The sequence below is a fragment of the Streptomyces parvus genome, from assembly GCF_032121415.1.
Taxonomy (GTDB): domain Bacteria; phylum Actinomycetota; class Actinomycetes; order Streptomycetales; family Streptomycetaceae; genus Streptomyces; species Streptomyces globisporus_A.
Genome location: NZ_CP135079.1, coordinates 5835404 through 5852378 on the forward strand (window position 1 = coordinate 5835404; position 16975 = coordinate 5852378).

17 protein-coding genes are annotated in these 16975 nt (G+C 70.7%); 14 read left to right on the forward strand and 3 right to left on the reverse strand.

The genetic code is table 11. From position 1 onward, the window contains the following. Positions 1-238: 238 nt before the first annotated feature. The 9 genes from RNL97_RS27260 (at position 239) to RNL97_RS27300 (ending at position 9168) form a co-directional block, all read left to right on the forward strand. The gene (locus RNL97_RS27260; protein WP_441350722.1) at positions 239-1243 is read left to right on the forward strand and encodes a sugar ABC transporter substrate-binding protein; all 1005 of its coding nucleotides are present in this window, start codon (positions 239-241) and stop codon (positions 1241-1243) included. Further along, positions 1240-2283: an ABC transporter permease gene (locus RNL97_RS27265; RefSeq protein ID WP_030585353.1), complete on the forward strand. Its 1044-nt coding sequence runs from the start codon at positions 1240-1242 to the stop codon at positions 2281-2283. Before RNL97_RS27260 ends, RNL97_RS27265 begins: the two co-directional genes overlap by 4 nt. Continuing rightward, the gene (locus RNL97_RS27270) at positions 2280-3125 is read left to right on the forward strand and encodes an ATP-binding cassette domain-containing protein (protein ID WP_030585356.1); all 846 of its coding nucleotides are present in this window, start codon (positions 2280-2282) and stop codon (positions 3123-3125) included. Before RNL97_RS27265 ends, RNL97_RS27270 begins: the two co-directional genes overlap by 4 nt. Positions 3126-3258: 133 nt before the next feature. Next, complete coding sequence (locus RNL97_RS27275; protein WP_030585360.1) at positions 3259-4425, forward strand: ROK family glucokinase; 1167 nt, start codon at positions 3259-3261, stop codon at positions 4423-4425. Between the two features lie 77 nt (positions 4426-4502). Further along, positions 4503-5099, forward strand: a complete 597-nt coding sequence (locus RNL97_RS27280) for a hypothetical protein (RefSeq protein WP_030585363.1) — start codon at positions 4503-4505, stop codon at positions 5097-5099. Positions 5100-5135: 36 nt separating this feature from the next. Beyond that, positions 5136-6848, forward strand: coding sequence for a bifunctional 3-oxoadipate enol-lactonase/4-carboxymuconolactone decarboxylase PcaDC (pcaDC, locus tag RNL97_RS27285; RefSeq protein WP_463674043.1), 1713 nt, complete (start codon positions 5136-5138; stop codon positions 6846-6848). Between the two features lie 12 nt (positions 6849-6860). Continuing rightward, positions 6861-7514 carry an MBL fold metallo-hydrolase gene (locus RNL97_RS27290; RefSeq protein ID WP_030585369.1) on the forward strand — a complete coding sequence of 218 codons (654 nt, stop codon included), beginning with the start codon at positions 6861-6863 and terminating at the stop codon, positions 7512-7514. A gap of 42 nt (positions 7515-7556) precedes the next feature. Next, complete coding sequence (locus RNL97_RS27295) at positions 7557-8336, forward strand: exodeoxyribonuclease III (protein ID WP_030585371.1); 780 nt, start codon at positions 7557-7559, stop codon at positions 8334-8336. A gap of 88 nt (positions 8337-8424) precedes the next feature. Then, a complete protein-coding gene (locus RNL97_RS27300; RefSeq protein ID WP_030585373.1) occupies positions 8425-9168 on the forward strand; it encodes a Clp protease N-terminal domain-containing protein in 744 nt (247 codons plus the stop codon). 36 nt (positions 9169-9204) lie between these two features. Here the strand turns inward: RNL97_RS27300 and RNL97_RS27305 are convergent, their stop codons facing one another. Next, positions 9205-9984, reverse strand: a complete 780-nt coding sequence (locus tag RNL97_RS27305; RefSeq protein WP_030585376.1) for an SDR family NAD(P)-dependent oxidoreductase — start codon at positions 9982-9984, stop codon at positions 9205-9207. 109 nt (positions 9985-10093) lie between these two features. Between RNL97_RS27305 and RNL97_RS27310 the strand changes: the two genes are divergently transcribed. The 5 genes from RNL97_RS27310 (at position 10094) to RNL97_RS27330 (ending at position 13921) form a co-directional block, all read left to right on the forward strand. Beyond that, a complete protein-coding gene (locus RNL97_RS27310; protein WP_030585380.1) occupies positions 10094-10534 on the forward strand; it encodes a DUF6278 family protein in 441 nt (146 codons plus the stop codon). A 147-nt stretch (positions 10535-10681) separates the two neighbouring features. Next, a complete protein-coding gene (locus tag RNL97_RS27315) occupies positions 10682-11425 on the forward strand; it encodes an amino acid ABC transporter ATP-binding protein (RefSeq protein WP_030585383.1) in 744 nt (247 codons plus the stop codon). A 12-nt stretch (positions 11426-11437) separates the two neighbouring features. Further along, positions 11438-12367 carry a glutamate ABC transporter substrate-binding protein gene (locus RNL97_RS27320; protein ID WP_313751311.1) on the forward strand — a complete coding sequence of 310 codons (930 nt, stop codon included), beginning with the start codon at positions 11438-11440 and terminating at the stop codon, positions 12365-12367. 16 nt (positions 12368-12383) lie between these two features. Continuing rightward, positions 12384-13028: an amino acid ABC transporter permease gene (locus RNL97_RS27325; protein ID WP_030585389.1), complete on the forward strand. Its 645-nt coding sequence runs from the start codon at positions 12384-12386 to the stop codon at positions 13026-13028. Further along, the gene (locus RNL97_RS27330) at positions 13025-13921 is read left to right on the forward strand and encodes an amino acid ABC transporter permease (RefSeq protein WP_243315699.1); all 897 of its coding nucleotides are present in this window, start codon (positions 13025-13027) and stop codon (positions 13919-13921) included. The genes RNL97_RS27325 and RNL97_RS27330 overlap by 4 nt, the downstream gene beginning before the upstream one ends. Before the next feature lie 32 nt (positions 13922-13953). On the opposite strand, the gene RNL97_RS27335 is transcribed toward RNL97_RS27330, so the two are convergent. Both RNL97_RS27335 and RNL97_RS27340 read right to left on the reverse strand, forming a co-directional pair. Next, positions 13954-15555 carry a CocE/NonD family hydrolase gene (locus tag RNL97_RS27335; RefSeq protein WP_313751312.1) on the reverse strand — a complete coding sequence of 534 codons (1602 nt, stop codon included), beginning with the start codon at positions 15553-15555 and terminating at the stop codon, positions 13954-13956. Between the two features lie 148 nt (positions 15556-15703). After that, complete coding sequence (locus RNL97_RS27340) at positions 15704-16912, reverse strand: L,D-transpeptidase (RefSeq protein ID WP_243315701.1); 1209 nt, start codon at positions 16910-16912, stop codon at positions 15704-15706. Positions 16913-16975 lie beyond the last annotated feature (63 nt).

Sequence of the window (16975 nt, forward strand, 5' to 3'; positions counted from 1 at the left end):
GCCCGACCGGACCGGCCGGGCGGGATTGGTCCGGGCACACGGGTTGCGCTCGGGCGGCCCGTGCCCCAGGCTCCGTGTCCGTCGGGCGCACCCCGTCGGGCCCCGGGCGGGCCGGGCCCGCGAACAGGGCCGGGCAGGGCTCGGGGATACTTGGCAGCCGGCCCGGGACCGTACACCCGGCCCGGCCGAGCGAAGCGCACAGCGAGCAGCAGCAGTGGAAGAAGAAGGGCACGGTGTCGTGGCAAGGGTTCGGACAGGGGTACGCGCGATGGGCGCCGTGCTGGCAGTGATGCTGGCAGCCGCGGGTTGCAGCAGCACCGGCGGCAAGCGGGCGGAAGAACGCGCGGCCGAGGCCGCCGAGGGGCGGGCCGCGGTGAACACTCCGCGCTGGACCTTCGCCATGGTCACCCACTCGGGAGACGGCGACACCTTCTGGGACATCGTCCAGAAGGGTGCCGAGCAGGCGGCCCTCAAGGACAACATCAACTTCCTCTACTCGCACAACGACGAGGCCAACCAGCAGGCCCAGCTCGTCCAGACCGCGATCGACAAGAAGGTCGACGGGCTGATCGTCTCGCTGGCCAAGCCGGACGCGATGAAGGCCGTGGTCGCCAAGGCCGTCAAGGCGGGCATCCCGGTCGTCACCGTGAACTCCGGCTCCGCGGAGTCGAAGGAGTTCGGGGCTCTCACCCACATCGGCCAGGACGAGACCATCGCCGGTGAGGCCGTCGGCGACGAGCTGAACAGCCGGGACCGCAAGAAGGCCCTGTGCGTCCTGCACGAGCAGGGCAACGTGGGCCACGAGCAGCGCTGCGCCGGCGCGAAGAAGACCTTCGACGGCACGATGCAGAACCTGTACGTCGACGGCACCAACATGCCCGACGTCACCGCGTCCATCGAGGCCAAGCTCCAGTCCGACAAGAGCATCGACGCGGTCGTCACCCTCGGCGCCCCCTTCGCCGACGCGGCCGTCCAGGCCAAGCAGACGGCGGGCAGCAAGGCCGAGGTCGACACCTTCGACCTCAACGCCAAGGTCGCCAGCGGCCTCCAGACCGACAAGCTCGGCTTCGCCGTCGACCAGCAGCCCTACCTCCAGGGGTACGAGGCCGTCGACCTGCTCTGGCTCTACCGCTACAACCGCAACGTGCTCGGCGGCGGCCAGCCCGTCCTGACCGGCCCGCAGGTCATCACCAAGGACGACGCCGACGCCCTGGCCGACTACACCAAGCGGGGCACTCGATGAGCGGCTCCACCGCCGCCCCGGAGCTGGACGAGCGGCTCGTGCACACCTCGCCGCTCCGCAAGCTGCTCGGCCGCCCCGAGCTGGGCTCCGTCGTCGGCGCGGTCGCCGTCTTCCTGTTCTTCGCGATCGTCGCCGACAGCTTCCTCCAGGCCTCCAGCTTCGGCACCGTCCTGTACGCGGCCTCGGTCCTCGGCATCATGGCCGCCCCCGTCGCCCTGCTGATGATCGGCGGCGAGTTCGACCTCTCCGCGGGCGTCCTGGTGACCAGCTCCGCGCTGATCTCCTCGATGTTCAGCTACCAGATGACGGCCAACGTCTGGGTCGGCGTCCTCGTCTCCCTGCTGGTCACGCTCGCCATCGGCGCGTTCAACGGGTTCATGCTGACCCGCACCAGACTGCCGAGCTTCATCATCACGCTCGGCACGTTCCTGATGCTGACCGGTCTGAACCTCGGCTTCACCAAACTCATCAGCGGCACCGTCTCCACCAAGGCGATCGGCGACATGGAGGGCTTCGACTCGGCCCACGCCCTGTTCGCCTCCACGCTGACCGTCGGCAGCGTCGAGTTCAAGGTGACCATCCTGTGGTGGATCGCCCTCGTCGCCGTCGCCACCTGGATCCTGCTCCGCACCCGCTTCGGCAACTGGATCTTCGCCGTCGGCGGTGAGGCCGACGCGGCCCGCGCGGTCGGCGTCCCGGTCATCCGCACCAAGATCGGGCTCTACCTCGGCGTCGCCTTCGCCGCCTGGGTCTCCGGCCAGCACCTGCTGTTCAGCTACGACGTCGTCCAGTCCGGTGAGGGTGTCGGCAACGAGCTGACGTACATCATCGCCGCCGTCATCGGCGGCTGCCTGATCACCGGCGGCTACGGCTCCGCGATCGGCTCGGCGGTCGGGGCCTTCATCTTCGGCATGACCAGCAAGGGCATCGTCTACGCCGAGTGGAACCCGGACTGGTTCAAATTCTTCCTGGGAGCGATGCTGCTCCTGGCCACCCTGCTCAACGCGTGGGTGCGCAAGCGCGCGGAGGCGACGTCATGACGGCCACCCCTGAAGAGACCGCGGGACCGCTCGTCGAGCTGGACGACGTGTCCAAGTTCTACGGCAACATCAAGGCGCTGGAACACGTCTCGCTGGAGGTCCACGCCGGCGAGATCACCTGCGTCCTCGGCGACAACGGCGCCGGCAAGTCCACCCTCATCAAGATCATCGCAGGGCTCCACGGACACGACGCCGGACGCTTCCTGATCGAGGGCGCGGAGACCACCCTCGCCAACCCGCGCGACGCCCTGGACCGGGGCATCGCCACGGTCTACCAGGACCTCGCCGTCGTCCCGCTGATGCCGGTCTGGCGGAACTTCTTCCTCGGCTCCGAGCCCACGACGGGCGTGGGCCCCTTCAAGCGCCTCGACGTCCGCAGGATGCGCGAGACGACCCGTACGGAACTGCTCCGCATGGGCATCGACCTGCGCGACGTCGACCAGCCCATCGGGACCCTGTCCGGTGGCGAACGCCAGTGCGTGGCCATCGCCCGGGCCGTCTACTTCGGCGCCAAGGTCCTCGTCCTGGACGAGCCCACCGCCGCGCTCGGCGTCAAGCAGTCCGGGGTGGTGCTCAAGTACGTGGCGGCCGCCCGCGACGCGGGCCTCGGCGTGGTCCTCATCACGCACAACCCGCACCATGCCCACCTCGTCGGCGACCGGTTCGTCCTCCTCAAGCGAGGCGTGATGTCCGGCAGCCACACCAAGGACGACATCACGCTCGACGAGCTGACCCGGCAGATGGCGGGCGGCAGCGAGCTGGAGGAGCTCAGCCACGAGCTGGAACGCACCCCGACGCCCACCCTCCCGGGCGGCCACGGCCCGAAGGGCGAGACTTCCTGAGCCCCGGCCGCCCCGGCGCGGCCGCCCCCGCCCGTCGACCCGCCGGGGCCGGGCAGTGGCAGAATCGAGCCCGGCGGGCGCCGTCCGCCGCCGGCCGCGACAGCGGCCCGGCCCCCCAGACCCCGCAGGGACGATGAGCACGTACCGCGACTTCGCCCACCGCGGCTCCGCCCGCGCCACCGTCCTCAGGACGGTCGGCACCAAGGAACGCCGCTCGCACCTGTCCGCGCCCCGCGTCCCCACGGTCGGGATCGACATCGGCGGTACGAAGGTGATGGCGGGCGTCGTCGACGCCGACGGCAACATCCTGGAGAAGGTCCGCACCGAGACGCCCGACAAGTCCAAGAGCCCCAAGGTCGTCGAGGACACCATCGTCGAGCTGGTCCTGGACCTCTCCGACCGGCACGACGTCCACGCGGTGGGCATCGGCGCGGCGGGCTGGGTCGACGCCGACCGCTCCAAGGTCCTCTTCGCCCCGCACCTCGCCTGGCGCGACGAACCCCTGCGCGACGCCATCGCCTCCCGCCTCGTCGTCCCCGTCATGGTCGACAACGACGCCAACACCGCCGCCTGGGCGGAATGGCGCTTCGGCGCGGGCCGCGGCGAGGACCACCTCGTCATGATCACCCTCGGTACGGGCATCGGCGGCGCGATCCTGGAGGACGGCCAGGTCAAGCGGGGCAAGTACGGCGTGGCCGGTGAGTTCGGCCACATGCAGGTCGTGCCCTCGGGCCACCGCTGCCCCTGCGGCAACCGGGGCTGCTGGGAGCAGTACAGCTCCGGCAACGCCCTCGTCCGCGAGGCCAGGGAGCTGGCCGCCGCCGACTCCCCGGTCGCCCACTACCTGCTGGACCGGGTGAAGGGGAACGTCTCCGACATCACCGGGCCGCTCATCACCGAACTGGCCCGCGAGGGCGATGCGATGTGCATCGAACTCCTCCAGGACATCGGCCAGTGGCTCGGTATCGGCATCGCCAATCTGGCCGCCGCGCTCGACCCCTCCTGCTTCGTGATCGGAGGCGGTGTCAGCGCCGCCGACGACCTCCTGATCAACCCGGCCCGCGACGCCTTCAAGCGCCACCTCACGGGCCGCGGCTACCGCCCCGAGGCCAGGATCGCCAAGGCGCAGCTCGGCCCCGAGGCGGGTATGGTCGGCGCCGCGGACCTGGCGCGGCTGGTCGCCCGCCGCTTCCGCCGGGCCAACCGGCGGCGCGTCGAGCGGTACGAGCGGTACGCCCAGATCTACGACCAGGCGGCGAGCACCATCCGCAACACGCGGTCCACCCGCACCGCCGATTGAACCGCGACCGCCCGTTCCGGCGTCCACCCCTCCGTACGCCTCGTCACGTCGCCGCAGCACCTAGGGACCACCTGATCATGATCGCAGCCGGGCACCCCGTGGTGCCGCACCAGTCGGAGTCTCCGGGCGACGGCGAGGGCAAACCGCCCGAGGACCGCCGGCGCGTGTTCAAGCGGCGCTTCATCACCGCCACGATCATCGTGCTGCTGATCGGCATCCCGGCCGGCTACCTGCTGATCTCGGCCGGCCAGAGCCGCCGCTCGGGCATGGACAAGGAGACCGAGGCGGCCGCCCAGGGGCTGCGCGAGGGCTGGCCCTCCAAGATGCAGCGCCGGATCTTCGAGATCCCGATCCCCGGCAACGGCCAGGGCGTCCAGTACTACGAGACGAACAACTGGAAAGCCAGCCGGATGTACGCGAAGTTCCGGACCACCTCCGCCGGCCTCGACCGCTTCCTGACCGGGGTGGGCACGGGACGTGCGGCGCTGGAGCCGGACAGGATCACCATCAGCCCGCGGGACATCAAGATCACCGGCTGGTCCTTCGGCCCCGGCGAGCACTGGGCCGGCACCACGCACAGCAACAAGAAGCCGCGCCCCACCCAGAACATCACGGTCAACATGACCGACCCGGCCAGCCCCGTCGTGTACGTCGTATCGGCGGCGACCCCCTGACCGGGGGCCGGAGGGGCGCTCAGTAACCTGGAGCGAGTGAGCGAAGTGAGCGAGACGACCCCGCAGCCCGTGCAGGCCCCCCACCCCGGTGGGCCCGCCCCGCATCCCGGAGCGCCTCATCAGGCGGTTCCGGCCCCGCACCAGGGACCGGACGCCGTCACCGCGCCGGGCGCCCCGGAATCCTTCCCGGCGCCCTACCTGCCCCTCGGCGGCGGAACGCCCGGCTTCCGGGAGGCCGCGCAGCCGGACCGGACCCCGCTCGCCCCGGCGGCCCCGCAGGGTCCCTTCGCGCCGCAGCCGCCGCACATCGCCTCCGCGCCGCAGCCCGCCGAGGCCGGCCGGCCGGGTCCCGGCCCGCAGGCCGCTCAGGCCGCCCTCGGCCCGCAAATCACCCCCGTGCCCCAGTCCGCGCAGGCCGCTTCCGATCCGCAGGCGCCGTCCGCCCCGCGGGGGGCGCAGGCGTCGGCAGCCGCACCGCGGACCCTTCAGTACCGCTTCGACGGGCCCGAGGACGCCCCGGTCCTGGTCATCGGTCCCTCTCTCGGAACCACCTGGCACATGTGGGACCGGCAGATACCCGAGCTGTCCCAGCACTGGCGGATCTTCCGCTACGACCTGCCCGGCCACGGCGGCGCGCCCGCCCACGCCGCCGCCTCCGTCGCCGAGCTGGGCGACCGGCTGCTCGCGACGCTGGACGGGCTCGGCGTGCAGCGCTTCGGCTACGCGGGCTGCTCCATCGGCGGGGCGATCGGCGCTGACCTGGCCCTGCGCCACCCGCACCGGGTCGCCTCGCTCGCGCTCGTCGCCTCCTCGCCCCGGTTCGGCACGGCCGACGAGTTCCGCCAGCGGGGCGTGATCGTCCGCACCAACGGCCTGGAGCCGATGGCCCGCACCGCGCCCGAGCGCTGGTTCACCCCCGGGTTCGCCGCCGCGCAGCCCGCCATCGTGGAATGGGCCGTGCAGATGGTCCGCACCACCGACCCCGGCTGCTACATCGCCGCCTGCGAGGCGCTCGCGGCGTTCGACATCCGCGGCGCGCTGGGCCGGATCGGCGTCCCCACCCTGGTGCTGGTCGGGGCGGAGGACCAGGTCACCGGGCCCGCCGAGGCCCGCACGCTGGTCGCCGGGATACCGGACGCCCGCCTCGCGCTCGTCCCCGGCGCCTCCCACCTCGCGCCCGTCGAGCAGCCCGCCGCCGTCAGCGACCTGCTGATGATGCACTTCTCCACCGCCTGGCAGCAGGACACCTCGGCCGCGATCCCCGTGCTGCCCCACGTCACCGCGCCCGCGGCCCCCGGCACGCCGTTCGCCCCGGTGGCCGAGATCGCCCCGGCCGCCGCTACGCCCGACGCCGCCGCGCCGACCCCGGACGGCCGGTACGAGCAGGGCACGAAGGTCCGCCGCGAGGTGCTGGGGGACGCCCACGTCGACGCGGTGAACGCCAGGGCCGACACCTTCACCGAGGACTTCCAGGAGCTGGTCACCCGGTACGCCTGGGGCGAGGTCTGGAGCCGCGACGGCCTCGACCGCCGCACCCGCAGCGTCATCACGCTCACCGCGCTCGTCGCCTCCGGCCACCTGGAGGGCCTCGCCGCGCACACCCGGGCCGCCCTGCGCAACGGTCTGACGCCCGCCGAGATCAAGGAAGTTCTCCTCCAGACCGCCGTCTACTGCGGCATCCCGGCCGCCGGAGCCGCCTTCGCCGTGGCGCAGAAGGTGATCCAGGAGGAAACCACGCCGCCCGCGTAGCAGGATGGAGCCATGAACGTATCGCCCGGGGCACTCACCCTCACCAAGAAGACCCACTCCTGCGTCCGGATCGAGAAGGAGGGGCGCGTCCTGGTCATCGACCCCGGGGGCTTCTCCGAGGACGACGCGGCGCTCGGCGCGGACGTCATGCTGGTGACGCACGAGCACCCGGACCACTTCAACGAGGCGCGGCTGCGCGCGGGTCTGGAGGCCAACCCCGCGGCCGAGGTCTGGACGCTGCGCAGCGTCGCCGAGCAGCTCTCGGCCGCCTTCCCGGGCCGGGTGCACACCGTGGGCGACGGGGACGCGTTCTCCGCCGCCGGATTCGACGTCACCGTGCACGGCGAGCTGCACGCGGTGATCCACCCGGACATCCCGAGGATCACCAACATCGGCTTCCTCGTGGACGGTTCGGTCTTCCACCCCGGCGACGCGCTCACCGTTCCCGAGCGCCCCGTGGACACGCTCCTGCTTCCGGTGATGGCCCCCTGGAGCAAGATCTCCGAGGTCATCGACTACGTACGCGAGGTGAAGCCGCGGCGCGCCATCGACGTCCACGACGCCCTGCTGACCGATCTGGCCCGCCCGATCTACGACAACCAGATCGGAGCCCTGGGCGGCGCGGACCACGGCCGGCTGGCCCCGGGCGGCACCACCGAGCTGTGAGCCCGGCGGCCGCTGTCAGTGGGAGCGGCTAGGTTGGCTGCCATGCGCATCGCCACCTACAACGTCAATTCGATCACCGCCCGGCTGCCGAGGCTTCTGGCCTGGCTGGAGAGCAGCGGCACCGATGTGCTGTGCATCCAGGAGACCAAGTGCACGGCGGAGCAGTTCCCCGCCGAAGCCCTGCGCGAGGCGGGTTACGCATCCGCCGTCAACGCCACGGGCCGGTGGAACGGGGTCGCTCTGCTCTCCCGGGTCGGTCTCACCGACGTCGTCACCGGGCTGCCCGGCGGCCCGGAGTACGACGGCGTGCAGGAGCCCCGCGCGATCTCGGCGACCTGTGGCCCGCTGCGCCTCTGGTCGGTGTACGTGCCCAACGGCCGCGAGGTCGAGCACGAGCACTACGCGTACAAGCTGCGCTGGCTGGAGGCTCTGCGGAAGGCCGTGGCGGCGGACGCGGCGGGGGCCCTGCCCTTCGCGGTCCTGGGCGACTTCAACGTGGCCCCGACCGACGAGGACGTCTGGGACCCTGCGCTGTTCGAGGGCGCCACGCACGTGACGCCCGCCGAGCGCGCCGCCCTCGCGGCCCTGGAGGCGGAGGGCCTGAGCGAGGTCCACCCCCGCCCCCTCAAGTACGACCGGGCCTACACCTTCTGGGACTACCGCGAGTTGCGGTTCCCCAAGAACAAGGGCATGCGGATCGACCTGACCTTCGGCAACGCCCCATTCACCGCCGCCGTCAAGGACAGTTACGTCGACCGTGAGGAGCGCAAGGGCAAGGGTGCGTCCGACCACGCCCCGGTGGTCGTCGACCTCGACCTCTGAGCTGGGGCGGGCGGCGGCGGGCGAGAAGCCGCGAACCACGTGACAACCCAAGGTTGACACTCTCCAGGTGTCAACCTACGGTTGTCACATGACGCAGCCTCTTCCGGTCACCCCTTCCGTACGCCTCGACGATCTGATCGAGGCCATCAAGAAGACCAACGACGACGCCCTGGAGCAGCTCTCCGGCGCGGTCCTCGCCGCCGACCACCTCGGAGACGTGGCCGACCATCTCATCGGCCACTTCGTGGACCAGGCCCGCCGCTCCGGCGCCTCCTGGACGGACATCGGCCGGAGCATGGGGGTCACCCGCCAGGCCGCCCAGAAGCGCTTCGTGCCCAAGAAGGCCGACGGCTCATCGGACCTGGACCCGAACGAGGGCTTCAACCGCTTCACCCCGCGGGCCCGCAACGTGGTGGTCGCCTCCCACAACGAGGCCCGGACCGCCCGGCACGCCGAGATCGTCCCCGCCCACCTGGCCCTCGCTCTGCTCGCCGAGCCCGAGGCCATCGCCGCCCGCGTCCTCGTCGGGCAGGGCGTGGAGCCGGACGCCCTGCGGGCGGCGGCGACCGCCGCGCTGCCCGCCCCCGCGGACGAGGTGCCCGAGCTGATCCCGTACGACCCGGACTCCCGCAAGGTCCTGGAGCTGACCTTCCGTGAGGCCCTGCGGCTCGGCCACAACTACGTCGGCACCGAGCACGTCCTGCTGGCCCTGCTGGAGTTCGAGGACGGCTCCGGCGTGCTGAACGGCCTCGGTCTGGACAAGGAGGCCGTGTCCGCCGCGGTGGAGCGGGCGGTGGGCGAGGCGGCCCAGGCCCTCCGCCGGCAGCCCTGAACCCCACAGCGGCCCCTCGTCGCGTGGACGGCGGTCTCAGTGCACCGAGAACCCGCCGTCCACGAAGACCGACTGCCCGGTGACGTACGCCGATGAGCGCCCCGCCAGGAACACCACGGCCCCGGCGAAGTCCTCCGCTAGGCCGTTCCGGCCGACCAGGGTCCGGGCGGCCAGCGACGCCACCTTCTCCGGATCCGACTGGAGACGCGCGTTCAGCGGGGTCAGCACGAAACCGGGCACCAGGCTGTTCACGGTGACGCCGTGCGGCGACCACGCCTCGGCCTGCGACCGGGTCAGCGACTCCAGGCCGCCCTTGGACACCCCGTAGGCACCGCTGCTCACGAAGGCCCGGTGCGCCTGCTGCGACGTGATGTGGATGATCCGCCCGTACCCCCGCTCGGCCATGCCCGGCCCGAACCGCTGCCCGAGCAGGAACGGCGCCTTCAGGTTCACCGCCATCGTGGTGTCCCAGACGTCCTCGCCGAGCTCGGTCATCGGCGGGCGCAGATTGATCCCGGCGCAGTTCACCAGGATGTCCGGCTCCCCGAACGCCGCCGCGGCCTCCTCCGCCCCCACGCGCACCCCCTCGGCGGTGCTCAGGTCCGCGCTCACCCAGGCCGCCCGGCAGCCCTCCGCGGTCAGCTCGTCCACGGTCGTCCGCAGCTCCGCCTCCCGGCGAGCCACCACGACGACGCTCGCGCCGGCCCGGGCCAGGGCGCCGGTGATCGCCCGGCCGATGCCGGAGCTGCCGCCGGTGACCACCGCCACCCGGCCTTCCAGCGAGAACAGTTCCGAGACGTAGGTGTGTGCACTCATGTACGCACCTTAGATATGCGCTCGGATCTCCGGTCGGGGCGGGGTGGGGGACCGGTGAACGCCGCGCGCCCTGTGGTGCGGAACCGGGCCGGGATGGGACCCTAGTGGTATGAACATCCCTTTCTTGGACAACTGGCGTAAGCGTCAGGGTGGTACGCAGTCGGGCACGCTCGCCACCGCCGTCGAGACGGACCCCGACGGTGTGACCGAGCTGCTCGCCGAATGCGAGCTGCTGCGCGTCCGGGCGGGGCAGCAAGGACTCGAACTCGACGACACCCCCGCCTCGTTGGCCGCGCTCGACCAGCTGCCGCCCCGCTGGCGCGACGACCCCGAGGAACTGCCCTGGCTCGGCAACGACGCCGGCCTCTACCTCGGCACGGTGATCGTGCGGACGGTGCCGGGCGCCGCGTGGGACATCTGGCCGAGCGGTCAGCCCGTGGTGCGGCTGGAGTCCGGGCGGGAGATCGACGTCGTCTCGGCCGGGCTCGACTGGGCGATGGCGGGCAGCCCGGAGCTCTCCCAGGTGTACGCGGAGTCCGCCGAGAACTGAGCCGGGCGCCGGTGAGCCGTCCGACTCGCCCGCCTAATCCAGTTAAAACGCCTTTTGCGCCATTTACGCGTGTCGGGTGCGAAGTCCCTTTTCGCGATGGATAGTTTGCGCTGACCTCGACACAGCGACAAGTGGGTAGGGCAGCGCATGGCCGTCGATCCTTTGATCGAACTGAGGGACGTCAATAAACACTTCGGGGAGTTGCACGTACTTCAGGACATCAATCTCACCGTCGGCCGCGGGGAGGTGGTGGTGGTCATCGGCCCCTCCGGCTCAGGGAAATCCACCCTGTGCCGGGCGATCAACCGGCTGGAGACGATCGAGTCCGGCAGCATCACGATCGACGGCAGGCCCCTCCCCGCGGAGGGCAAGGGGCTGGCCCAGCTCCGCGCCGAAGTCGGCATGGTCTTCCAGTCGTTCAACCTCTTCGCCCACAAGACCGTGCTGGACAACGTCTCGCTGGCGCAGCTCAAGGTCCGCAAGCGCAAGAAGGACGAGGCCGACAAGCGCTCCCGGGAACTGCTGGACCGGGTCGGCCTGGCCGCCCACGCCGACAAGTTCCCCGCCCAGCTCTCCGGCGGCCAGCAGCAGCGCGTGGCCATCGCCCGCGCCCTGGCCATGGACCCCAAGGCGCTCCTCTTCGACGAGCCGACCTCGGCGCTCGACCCGGAGATGATCAATGAGGTCCTGGAGGTCATGCAGCAACTGGCCCGGGACGGTATGACGATGATCGTGGTCACCCACGAGATGGGCTTCGCCCGCTCCGCCGCCAACCGCGTGGTGTTCATGGCCGACGGCTGCGTCATCGAGGACCGCGTCCCGGAGGACTTCTTCACGTCCCCGTCGAGCGACCGCGCCAAGGACTTCCTGTCCAAGATCCTCAAGCACTGAGGGGGGCATTCCATGTTGCGTACGAGGAACACGCGTACGGGCCGGGCCGCCGCCCTCGTGGCCGGCCTTCTGCTCGCCGCACTCGCCGCCGGCTGCGGCAAGGACGGCAGCCCGCCGGTCAAGGGTCCCAAGGCCGAGGCTCTGCCGGTGTACCGGGTCGACACCGGCTTCGACCTGCCCGACTCCCGCACCTGGACCAAGGCGAAGAGGCGCGGCTATCTGATCGTCGGCGCCAAGGAGGACCAGCCCTACCTGGGCGAGAAGGACCCGGCGAGCGGGATCTACTCCGGGTTCGACATCGAGATCGCCCGCATGATGGCGGCCTCGCTCGGCTTCGAACCGAAGACGATCCGCTTCCGCACGATCGCCTCCGCCAACCGCGAGACGGCCCTGCAGAACGGCCAGATCGACTACTACGTCGGCACCTACACCATCAACGACATGCGCAAGAAGCTCGTCGGCTTCGCCGGCCCGTACTACATGGCCGGCCAGGGACTGCTGGTGCGCACCGACGAGAACGACATCAACGGGCCCCAGGACCTGGCGGGCAAGACGGTCTGCTCGGCGGCCGGCTCCACCCCCTACCAGCGGATCGCCGCCGACTACCCCAAGGCGACCCTCGTCGCGTACGACACGTACTCGATCTGCGTCGACAACCTCCTCACCTACCAGGTCGACGCGGTCACCACCGACGACGCGATCCTGCTGGGCTTCGCGGCCAAGGCGCCCGACGAGATGAAGGTCGTCGGCAAACCCTTCTCGGAGGAGCCGTACGGCATCGGCGTACCGCGCAGCGACAACGCCCTGCGCAACGCGCTCAACGACGCGCTGGAGGCCAACGAGAAGAACGGCAACTGGAAGAAGGCGTACGAAGCGACGCTGGGGCTCTCCGGAGCGCCCGCGCCGGCCCCGCCGCCCATCGACCGCTACCCGGCGACCTGAGGGGACGGCCCCACCCATGGATGTACTGACAGAGAACTTCTCCCTCTACGGCAAGGGCTTCCTCGGCACCGTCGAACTGACCGTCTACGCCTCGGCGCTGGCGCTCGTCCTCGGCTTCCTCATGGCGTCCTTCCGGGTCGCGCCCGTCGGCTCGTTCCGGGTGCTGGGGACGGTCTGGGTCACCGTGCTCCGCAACACCCCGCTGACGCTGCTGTTCTTCGCGGTCCTGCTCGGCCTGCCCCGCTTCGGGCTCGTCCTGCCGTTCCAGCTCTTCGCCGTCCTCGCACTCGGCTGCTACACCTCCGCGTTCATCTGCGAGGTGCTGCGCTCCGGCATCAACACCGTGCCCAAGGGCCAGGGCGAGGCCGCCCGCAGCCTCGGCATGAACTTCGGCCAGACCCTGAGCACCGTGGTGCTGCCGCAGGCGTTCCGGTCGGTGATCCCGCCGGTCGGCTCGACGCTGATCGCGCTGGCGAAGAACTCCGCCATCGCCGGGGCGTTCAGCGTCACCGAACTCCTCGGCACCTACAAGACGCTCAACGAACTGGGCTACAGCATCATCTGGTCCTTCATCTGGATCGCCGTCGGCTACCTGATCATCACCCTGACCATCAGCGCGGTGTTCAACGTGATGGAGAAGCGCTGGGGAGTGGCACGATGACCAAGACCCTCACCCGTAAGCCGTCCCGAGCCTCGGCGCCCGAGGCCACCGCGCTCTACGACATCCCCGGCCCCGTGACCCGCAGACGGCACCTGATGTACGGGATCGCCTCCACGGTCCTGATCGTGGCGCTGTTCGGCTGGATCGTCCACCTGCTCTTCGACACCGACCAGTTCACCGCGCAGAAGTGGACGCCCTTCGAGTACAAGGGCATTCAGGAACTGCTGCTGCGCGGGCTCGGCAACACCCTCAAGGCGTTCGCGTACGCGGCGGTCCTCTCGCTCGCGCTCGGGGCGGTCCTCGCCGTCGGCCGGCTCTCCGAACACCGGGTGCTGCGCTGGATCTCCACCCTGCTGGTCGAGTTCTTCCGGGCCATGCCGGTACTGGTGATGATCTTCTTCATCTTCGTGGCGCTGAAGGTCCAGCCGCTGCCCGCCCTCGTCGCCGGGCTGACCCTCTACAACGGCTCGGTCCTCGCGGAGGTGTTCCGCACCGGGATCAACTCCGTGGACCGGGGCCAGCGCGAGGCGGCGTACGCGCTCGGGATGCGCAAGACGCAGGTCACCACCTTCGTCCTGGCGCCCCAGGCCGTGCGCGCGATGCTGCCGACCATCATCAGCCAGCTGGTGGTCGCGCTGAAGGACACCTCACTGGGCTATCTGATCACCTACGAGGAATTCCTCCACGCCGGAAAGCTGATCGCGTCGAATCTCGACTACGATCTTCCCTTCATCCCCGTCGTGATGGTGATCTCGCCGATCTACATCGGGATGTGCATGCTGCTCTCGTGGTTCGCCACCTGGGTGGCCAAGCGGCAGCGGCGCAACCTGAAAACCAGAGCGGTCGGGGTGGCCCCGGCCGAACCGGGGACGCTGCTGCCGGGAGGGCAGTAGCCGGGCAGTGCCCGCCCGGCAGCAGTCGGTGATCACTTCTCGCGCAGCGGGACCGAGAGATGACTCGGGTCCGTGCCGGGCGAGGAGAAGGTCAGCTGCGCGCCGGTCGGGTTGTGCTCGATGTACAGCGGATCGACGGTGTCGATCACCAGGGCGAGCCGGTGACCGGCCGGGACGTCGTAGGCCGTGGAGAACAGCTCCAGGTCGACGGGGAACGGCCGGCCCGGCGTCTGCCCGTGGAAGGTGTACGGAGCGTTGCTGACCAGTTTGCCGATGCCGAGCGGCCCCACGTCGTAGAGATACGCGACGAGGGTGCCGCTCGGCTTCGTGCTGGTGACCGTGGTGTGCAGCGTGGCGGTCCCCCGGATCTGCTGCTCGGTGGCGTACCGCTCCGACTGCCACACGCTCGCGAACGTCCGCGGCAGCAGCGGTACGGAGACCGCCGGCGGCAGCTTCAGGAACTGGTCCAGCGCGTTGGACAGGATCGAGATGCCCCCGTTCGCACCGGAGTCGACGTCGGCCCGCACCTTCTTGGTGCCGTCCAGCGGGATCCGGTTCTTGAGCGTGCCGACCGACTTCCAGTCCGGGTACCCCTCGTACCCCTTGTCGGTGCGGGACTTGAGCTGGACGGGCTGCTCGGTGTCGATGCCGTTGCGCTCGCCCTTGAGATAGCGGTCGAACCAGCGGCGGGTGCTCGTCCAGGTGTCGTTGGGCAGCCCGAGCAGTCCGGTGGCCTCGGCCGTGGCGTGGTCGCCGGGGCGGAACTCCAGACGCTTGGGGCCGGTGAGCTTGTCATAGAACGAGGCGTACTGGTTGGGCGGGAAGATGGTGTCGCCCCAGGCGTTGCCCATCATGATCGCCGCGCCGTTGGCGTTGATCCGGTCCAGATACGTCAAGGGGGACCGCTTCTTCCCCCAGGCGATCATCTCCGGTTCCTTGTCCAGCCGGGAGCCGAGGAAGTCCTTCAGTGTCTGCGTCAGTTCGTCGCTGGGCCGTCCGGTGAGCAGGCCCGCGCCGCCGAGCAGGGCGGCGGCCTGGAGATGCTGGGTGCGCCCGCTGTAGATCGAGTCGATCAGATCGGCCCAGCCGCTCAGCGCGGCGACCGCCTTGATCCGCGGGTCGTGCCCGGCCGCCAGCAGGCTGATGCCCGCCCCGTAGGAGATGCCGCCCATGCCGATGCGGTCCGGGTCGGCGGAGGTGTGCCCCAGCGCCCAGTCGATGACGGCGGAGGCGTCCGCGATGTCCGGCGGACCCGCCACCTCGATCTTCCCGCCGGAGCGCCAGAAGCCGCGTGAGGTGTAACTCACCACGACATAGCCGGAGTCGGCGAGCTTCTGGGCCTGCGCCAGATACTCGATCTGCGGCGTGGCCCAGCTCGTCGGGAAGACGATGAGGGGGTGCTTCGCCCCGGCGGAGGCCCCGGCCGGGGTGAACACGTTGCCCTTGAGCGTGATGTCCCCGGACCCGGGGATGTCGTGGAACGTCAGGCCACCGCCCGTCGTGCTCGCGGGCGCGGCGGGAGGGGCGGGGGCGGCGGCCGCCGGGGGCGAGGCGACGAGTGCGCCGCCAGCGAGCAGGGCGGCGGCGGTGGTGATCGAAGCGGTGGTGCGCAGTGCCGGTTTCGGACGTACCACGGGTCACTCCTCACGCGTGTCAGTGCAAAGTGACCCGACGGTAACCCTGGTTGTTTACCCCTGGTAACTACTCGTCGTATTGCGCGAAGGTAACGATTGTTGGACGTGGCGTCAGTAGCGTGTCCGGTGCGGAACGGGCGCTACCGGGTCACGTCAGGGCGCTCTTGGCCTGCCAGTCCGTCCACGAGACGTTCCACGCGCCGTAGCCGTTGCCCTCGGCGACCGTGCCCTTGGACTCCGCGCCGGTGATCTCGAACGGGTCGCCCACGCGTACCTGCCCGTACAGCGCGGAGGCGTCGGCGTCGCTCATCCCGAGGCAGCCGGAGCTCCGGTTGGCCTGGCCGAAATAGCCCGCGTTCCACGGTGCCGCGTGGGCGTACATCCCCGACCAGGTCAGCCGCATCGAGTAGTCGACCATCTTGTCGTAGGCATCGCCCAGGCCCACCGTCTCGGAGCGCATGTTGATGGTGCCCTCCTTCGACATCAGGACCGCCGTGCCCCGCCAGGAAGCCTTCTCGCCGCCCGGGGTACCCGCCGACATCGGCAGGTCCAGCACCTGCTTTCCGTCCCGGTGAAGGGCGAGCCGGTGTCCGTCGAGGTCGACCTTGACCACCTGCGCCGCGCCGATCGTGAACGTCGTCGCGTAGTCGCGGACGAACCAGCCGCCGTCCGCCCCCGTGTCGACGCCGTTCAGCTGTGCGTCCAGGGTGACCTTCGTGCCGGGCTTCCAGTACTCCTCGGGCCGCCAGTCCGCACGGTCCTTGCCCGAGTAGTCCTGCAGCCAGCCCCAGGAACCCTCGGTGCCGTTGGAGGTGGAGACCTTCAGGGCCTTCTCCACGGCCGCCTTGTCCTTCACCGGGTGGTCGAAGACGACGGACAGCGGCTGCGCGATGCCCACGGTCGTGTTCCTGCCCGGCGCGAGGAGCAGTTTGTTCACCTTCTCGGCCTCGGCGGTGGCGAACGCCGCCCGGTCGCTGCCGCCGTCCGTGTCCGTCGCCTCGACCGTGTACGCGGTGCCCGGCGCGGCGAAGCGGTCGGACGTCCAGGTCCGGCCGTCGGCCGATATCTTCCCGGCCAGCGGGCCGCCCTCGCCCGCCTTCACCGACACGGCCTTCAGCTTGCCGTGCTTCAGCGTCACCTTCACCGGCTCACCGGGCGCCGCGGCCTCGCCCCGGAGGTTCACGGTGATGCTGGTGGCGGGGGCCCTGCCGTCCCCGCCCACCTCGGCGGAGCCCGAAGCGCCGCCCGAGCACGCGGTGAGCGCGGCGGCCAGCAGCGCCGCGGGCCCGGTCAGGGCGAGCCTGGCCCTCCGGCCGGCCTGGGCGGAACGACGGATGCGCGGGCGTGCGGAACTCACGGAAAGACCTCCAGGGCTGGGTGCTCAGGAGAGAAGAGGTATTTCCCCCATGTCGGGTTCCTT

What these genes read in the sequence shown, in the direction of transcription:
- RNL97_RS27265 (WP_030585353.1), top strand. Translation starts at nt 1,240, where the DNA reads ATGAGCGGCTCCACCGCCGCCCCGGAGCTGGACGAGCGGCTCGTGCAC.
- RNL97_RS27270 (WP_030585356.1), top strand. Translation starts at nt 2,280, where the DNA reads ATGACGGCCACCCCTGAAGAGACCGCGGGACCGCTCGTCGAGCTGGAC.
- RNL97_RS27275 (WP_030585360.1), top strand. Translation starts at nt 3,259, where the DNA reads ATGAGCACGTACCGCGACTTCGCCCACCGCGGCTCCGCCCGCGCCACC.
- RNL97_RS27280 (WP_030585363.1), top strand. Translation starts at nt 4,503, where the DNA reads ATGATCGCAGCCGGGCACCCCGTGGTGCCGCACCAGTCGGAGTCTCCG.
- RNL97_RS27290 (WP_030585369.1), top strand. Translation starts at nt 6,861, where the DNA reads ATGAACGTATCGCCCGGGGCACTCACCCTCACCAAGAAGACCCACTCC.
- RNL97_RS27295 (WP_030585371.1), top strand. Translation starts at nt 7,557, where the DNA reads ATGCGCATCGCCACCTACAACGTCAATTCGATCACCGCCCGGCTGCCG.
- RNL97_RS27300 (WP_030585373.1), top strand. Translation starts at nt 8,425, where the DNA reads ATGACGCAGCCTCTTCCGGTCACCCCTTCCGTACGCCTCGACGATCTG.
- RNL97_RS27305 (WP_030585376.1), bottom strand. Translation starts at nt 9,984, where the DNA reads ATGAGTGCACACACCTACGTCTCGGAACTGTTCTCGCTGGAAGGCCGG.
- RNL97_RS27310 (WP_030585380.1), top strand. Translation starts at nt 10,094, where the DNA reads ATGAACATCCCTTTCTTGGACAACTGGCGTAAGCGTCAGGGTGGTACG.
- RNL97_RS27315 (WP_030585383.1), top strand. Translation starts at nt 10,682, where the DNA reads ATGGCCGTCGATCCTTTGATCGAACTGAGGGACGTCAATAAACACTTC.
- RNL97_RS27320 (WP_313751311.1), top strand. Translation starts at nt 11,438, where the DNA reads ATGTTGCGTACGAGGAACACGCGTACGGGCCGGGCCGCCGCCCTCGTG.
- RNL97_RS27325 (WP_030585389.1), top strand. Translation starts at nt 12,384, where the DNA reads ATGGATGTACTGACAGAGAACTTCTCCCTCTACGGCAAGGGCTTCCTC.
- RNL97_RS27330 (WP_243315699.1), top strand. Translation starts at nt 13,025, where the DNA reads ATGACCAAGACCCTCACCCGTAAGCCGTCCCGAGCCTCGGCGCCCGAG.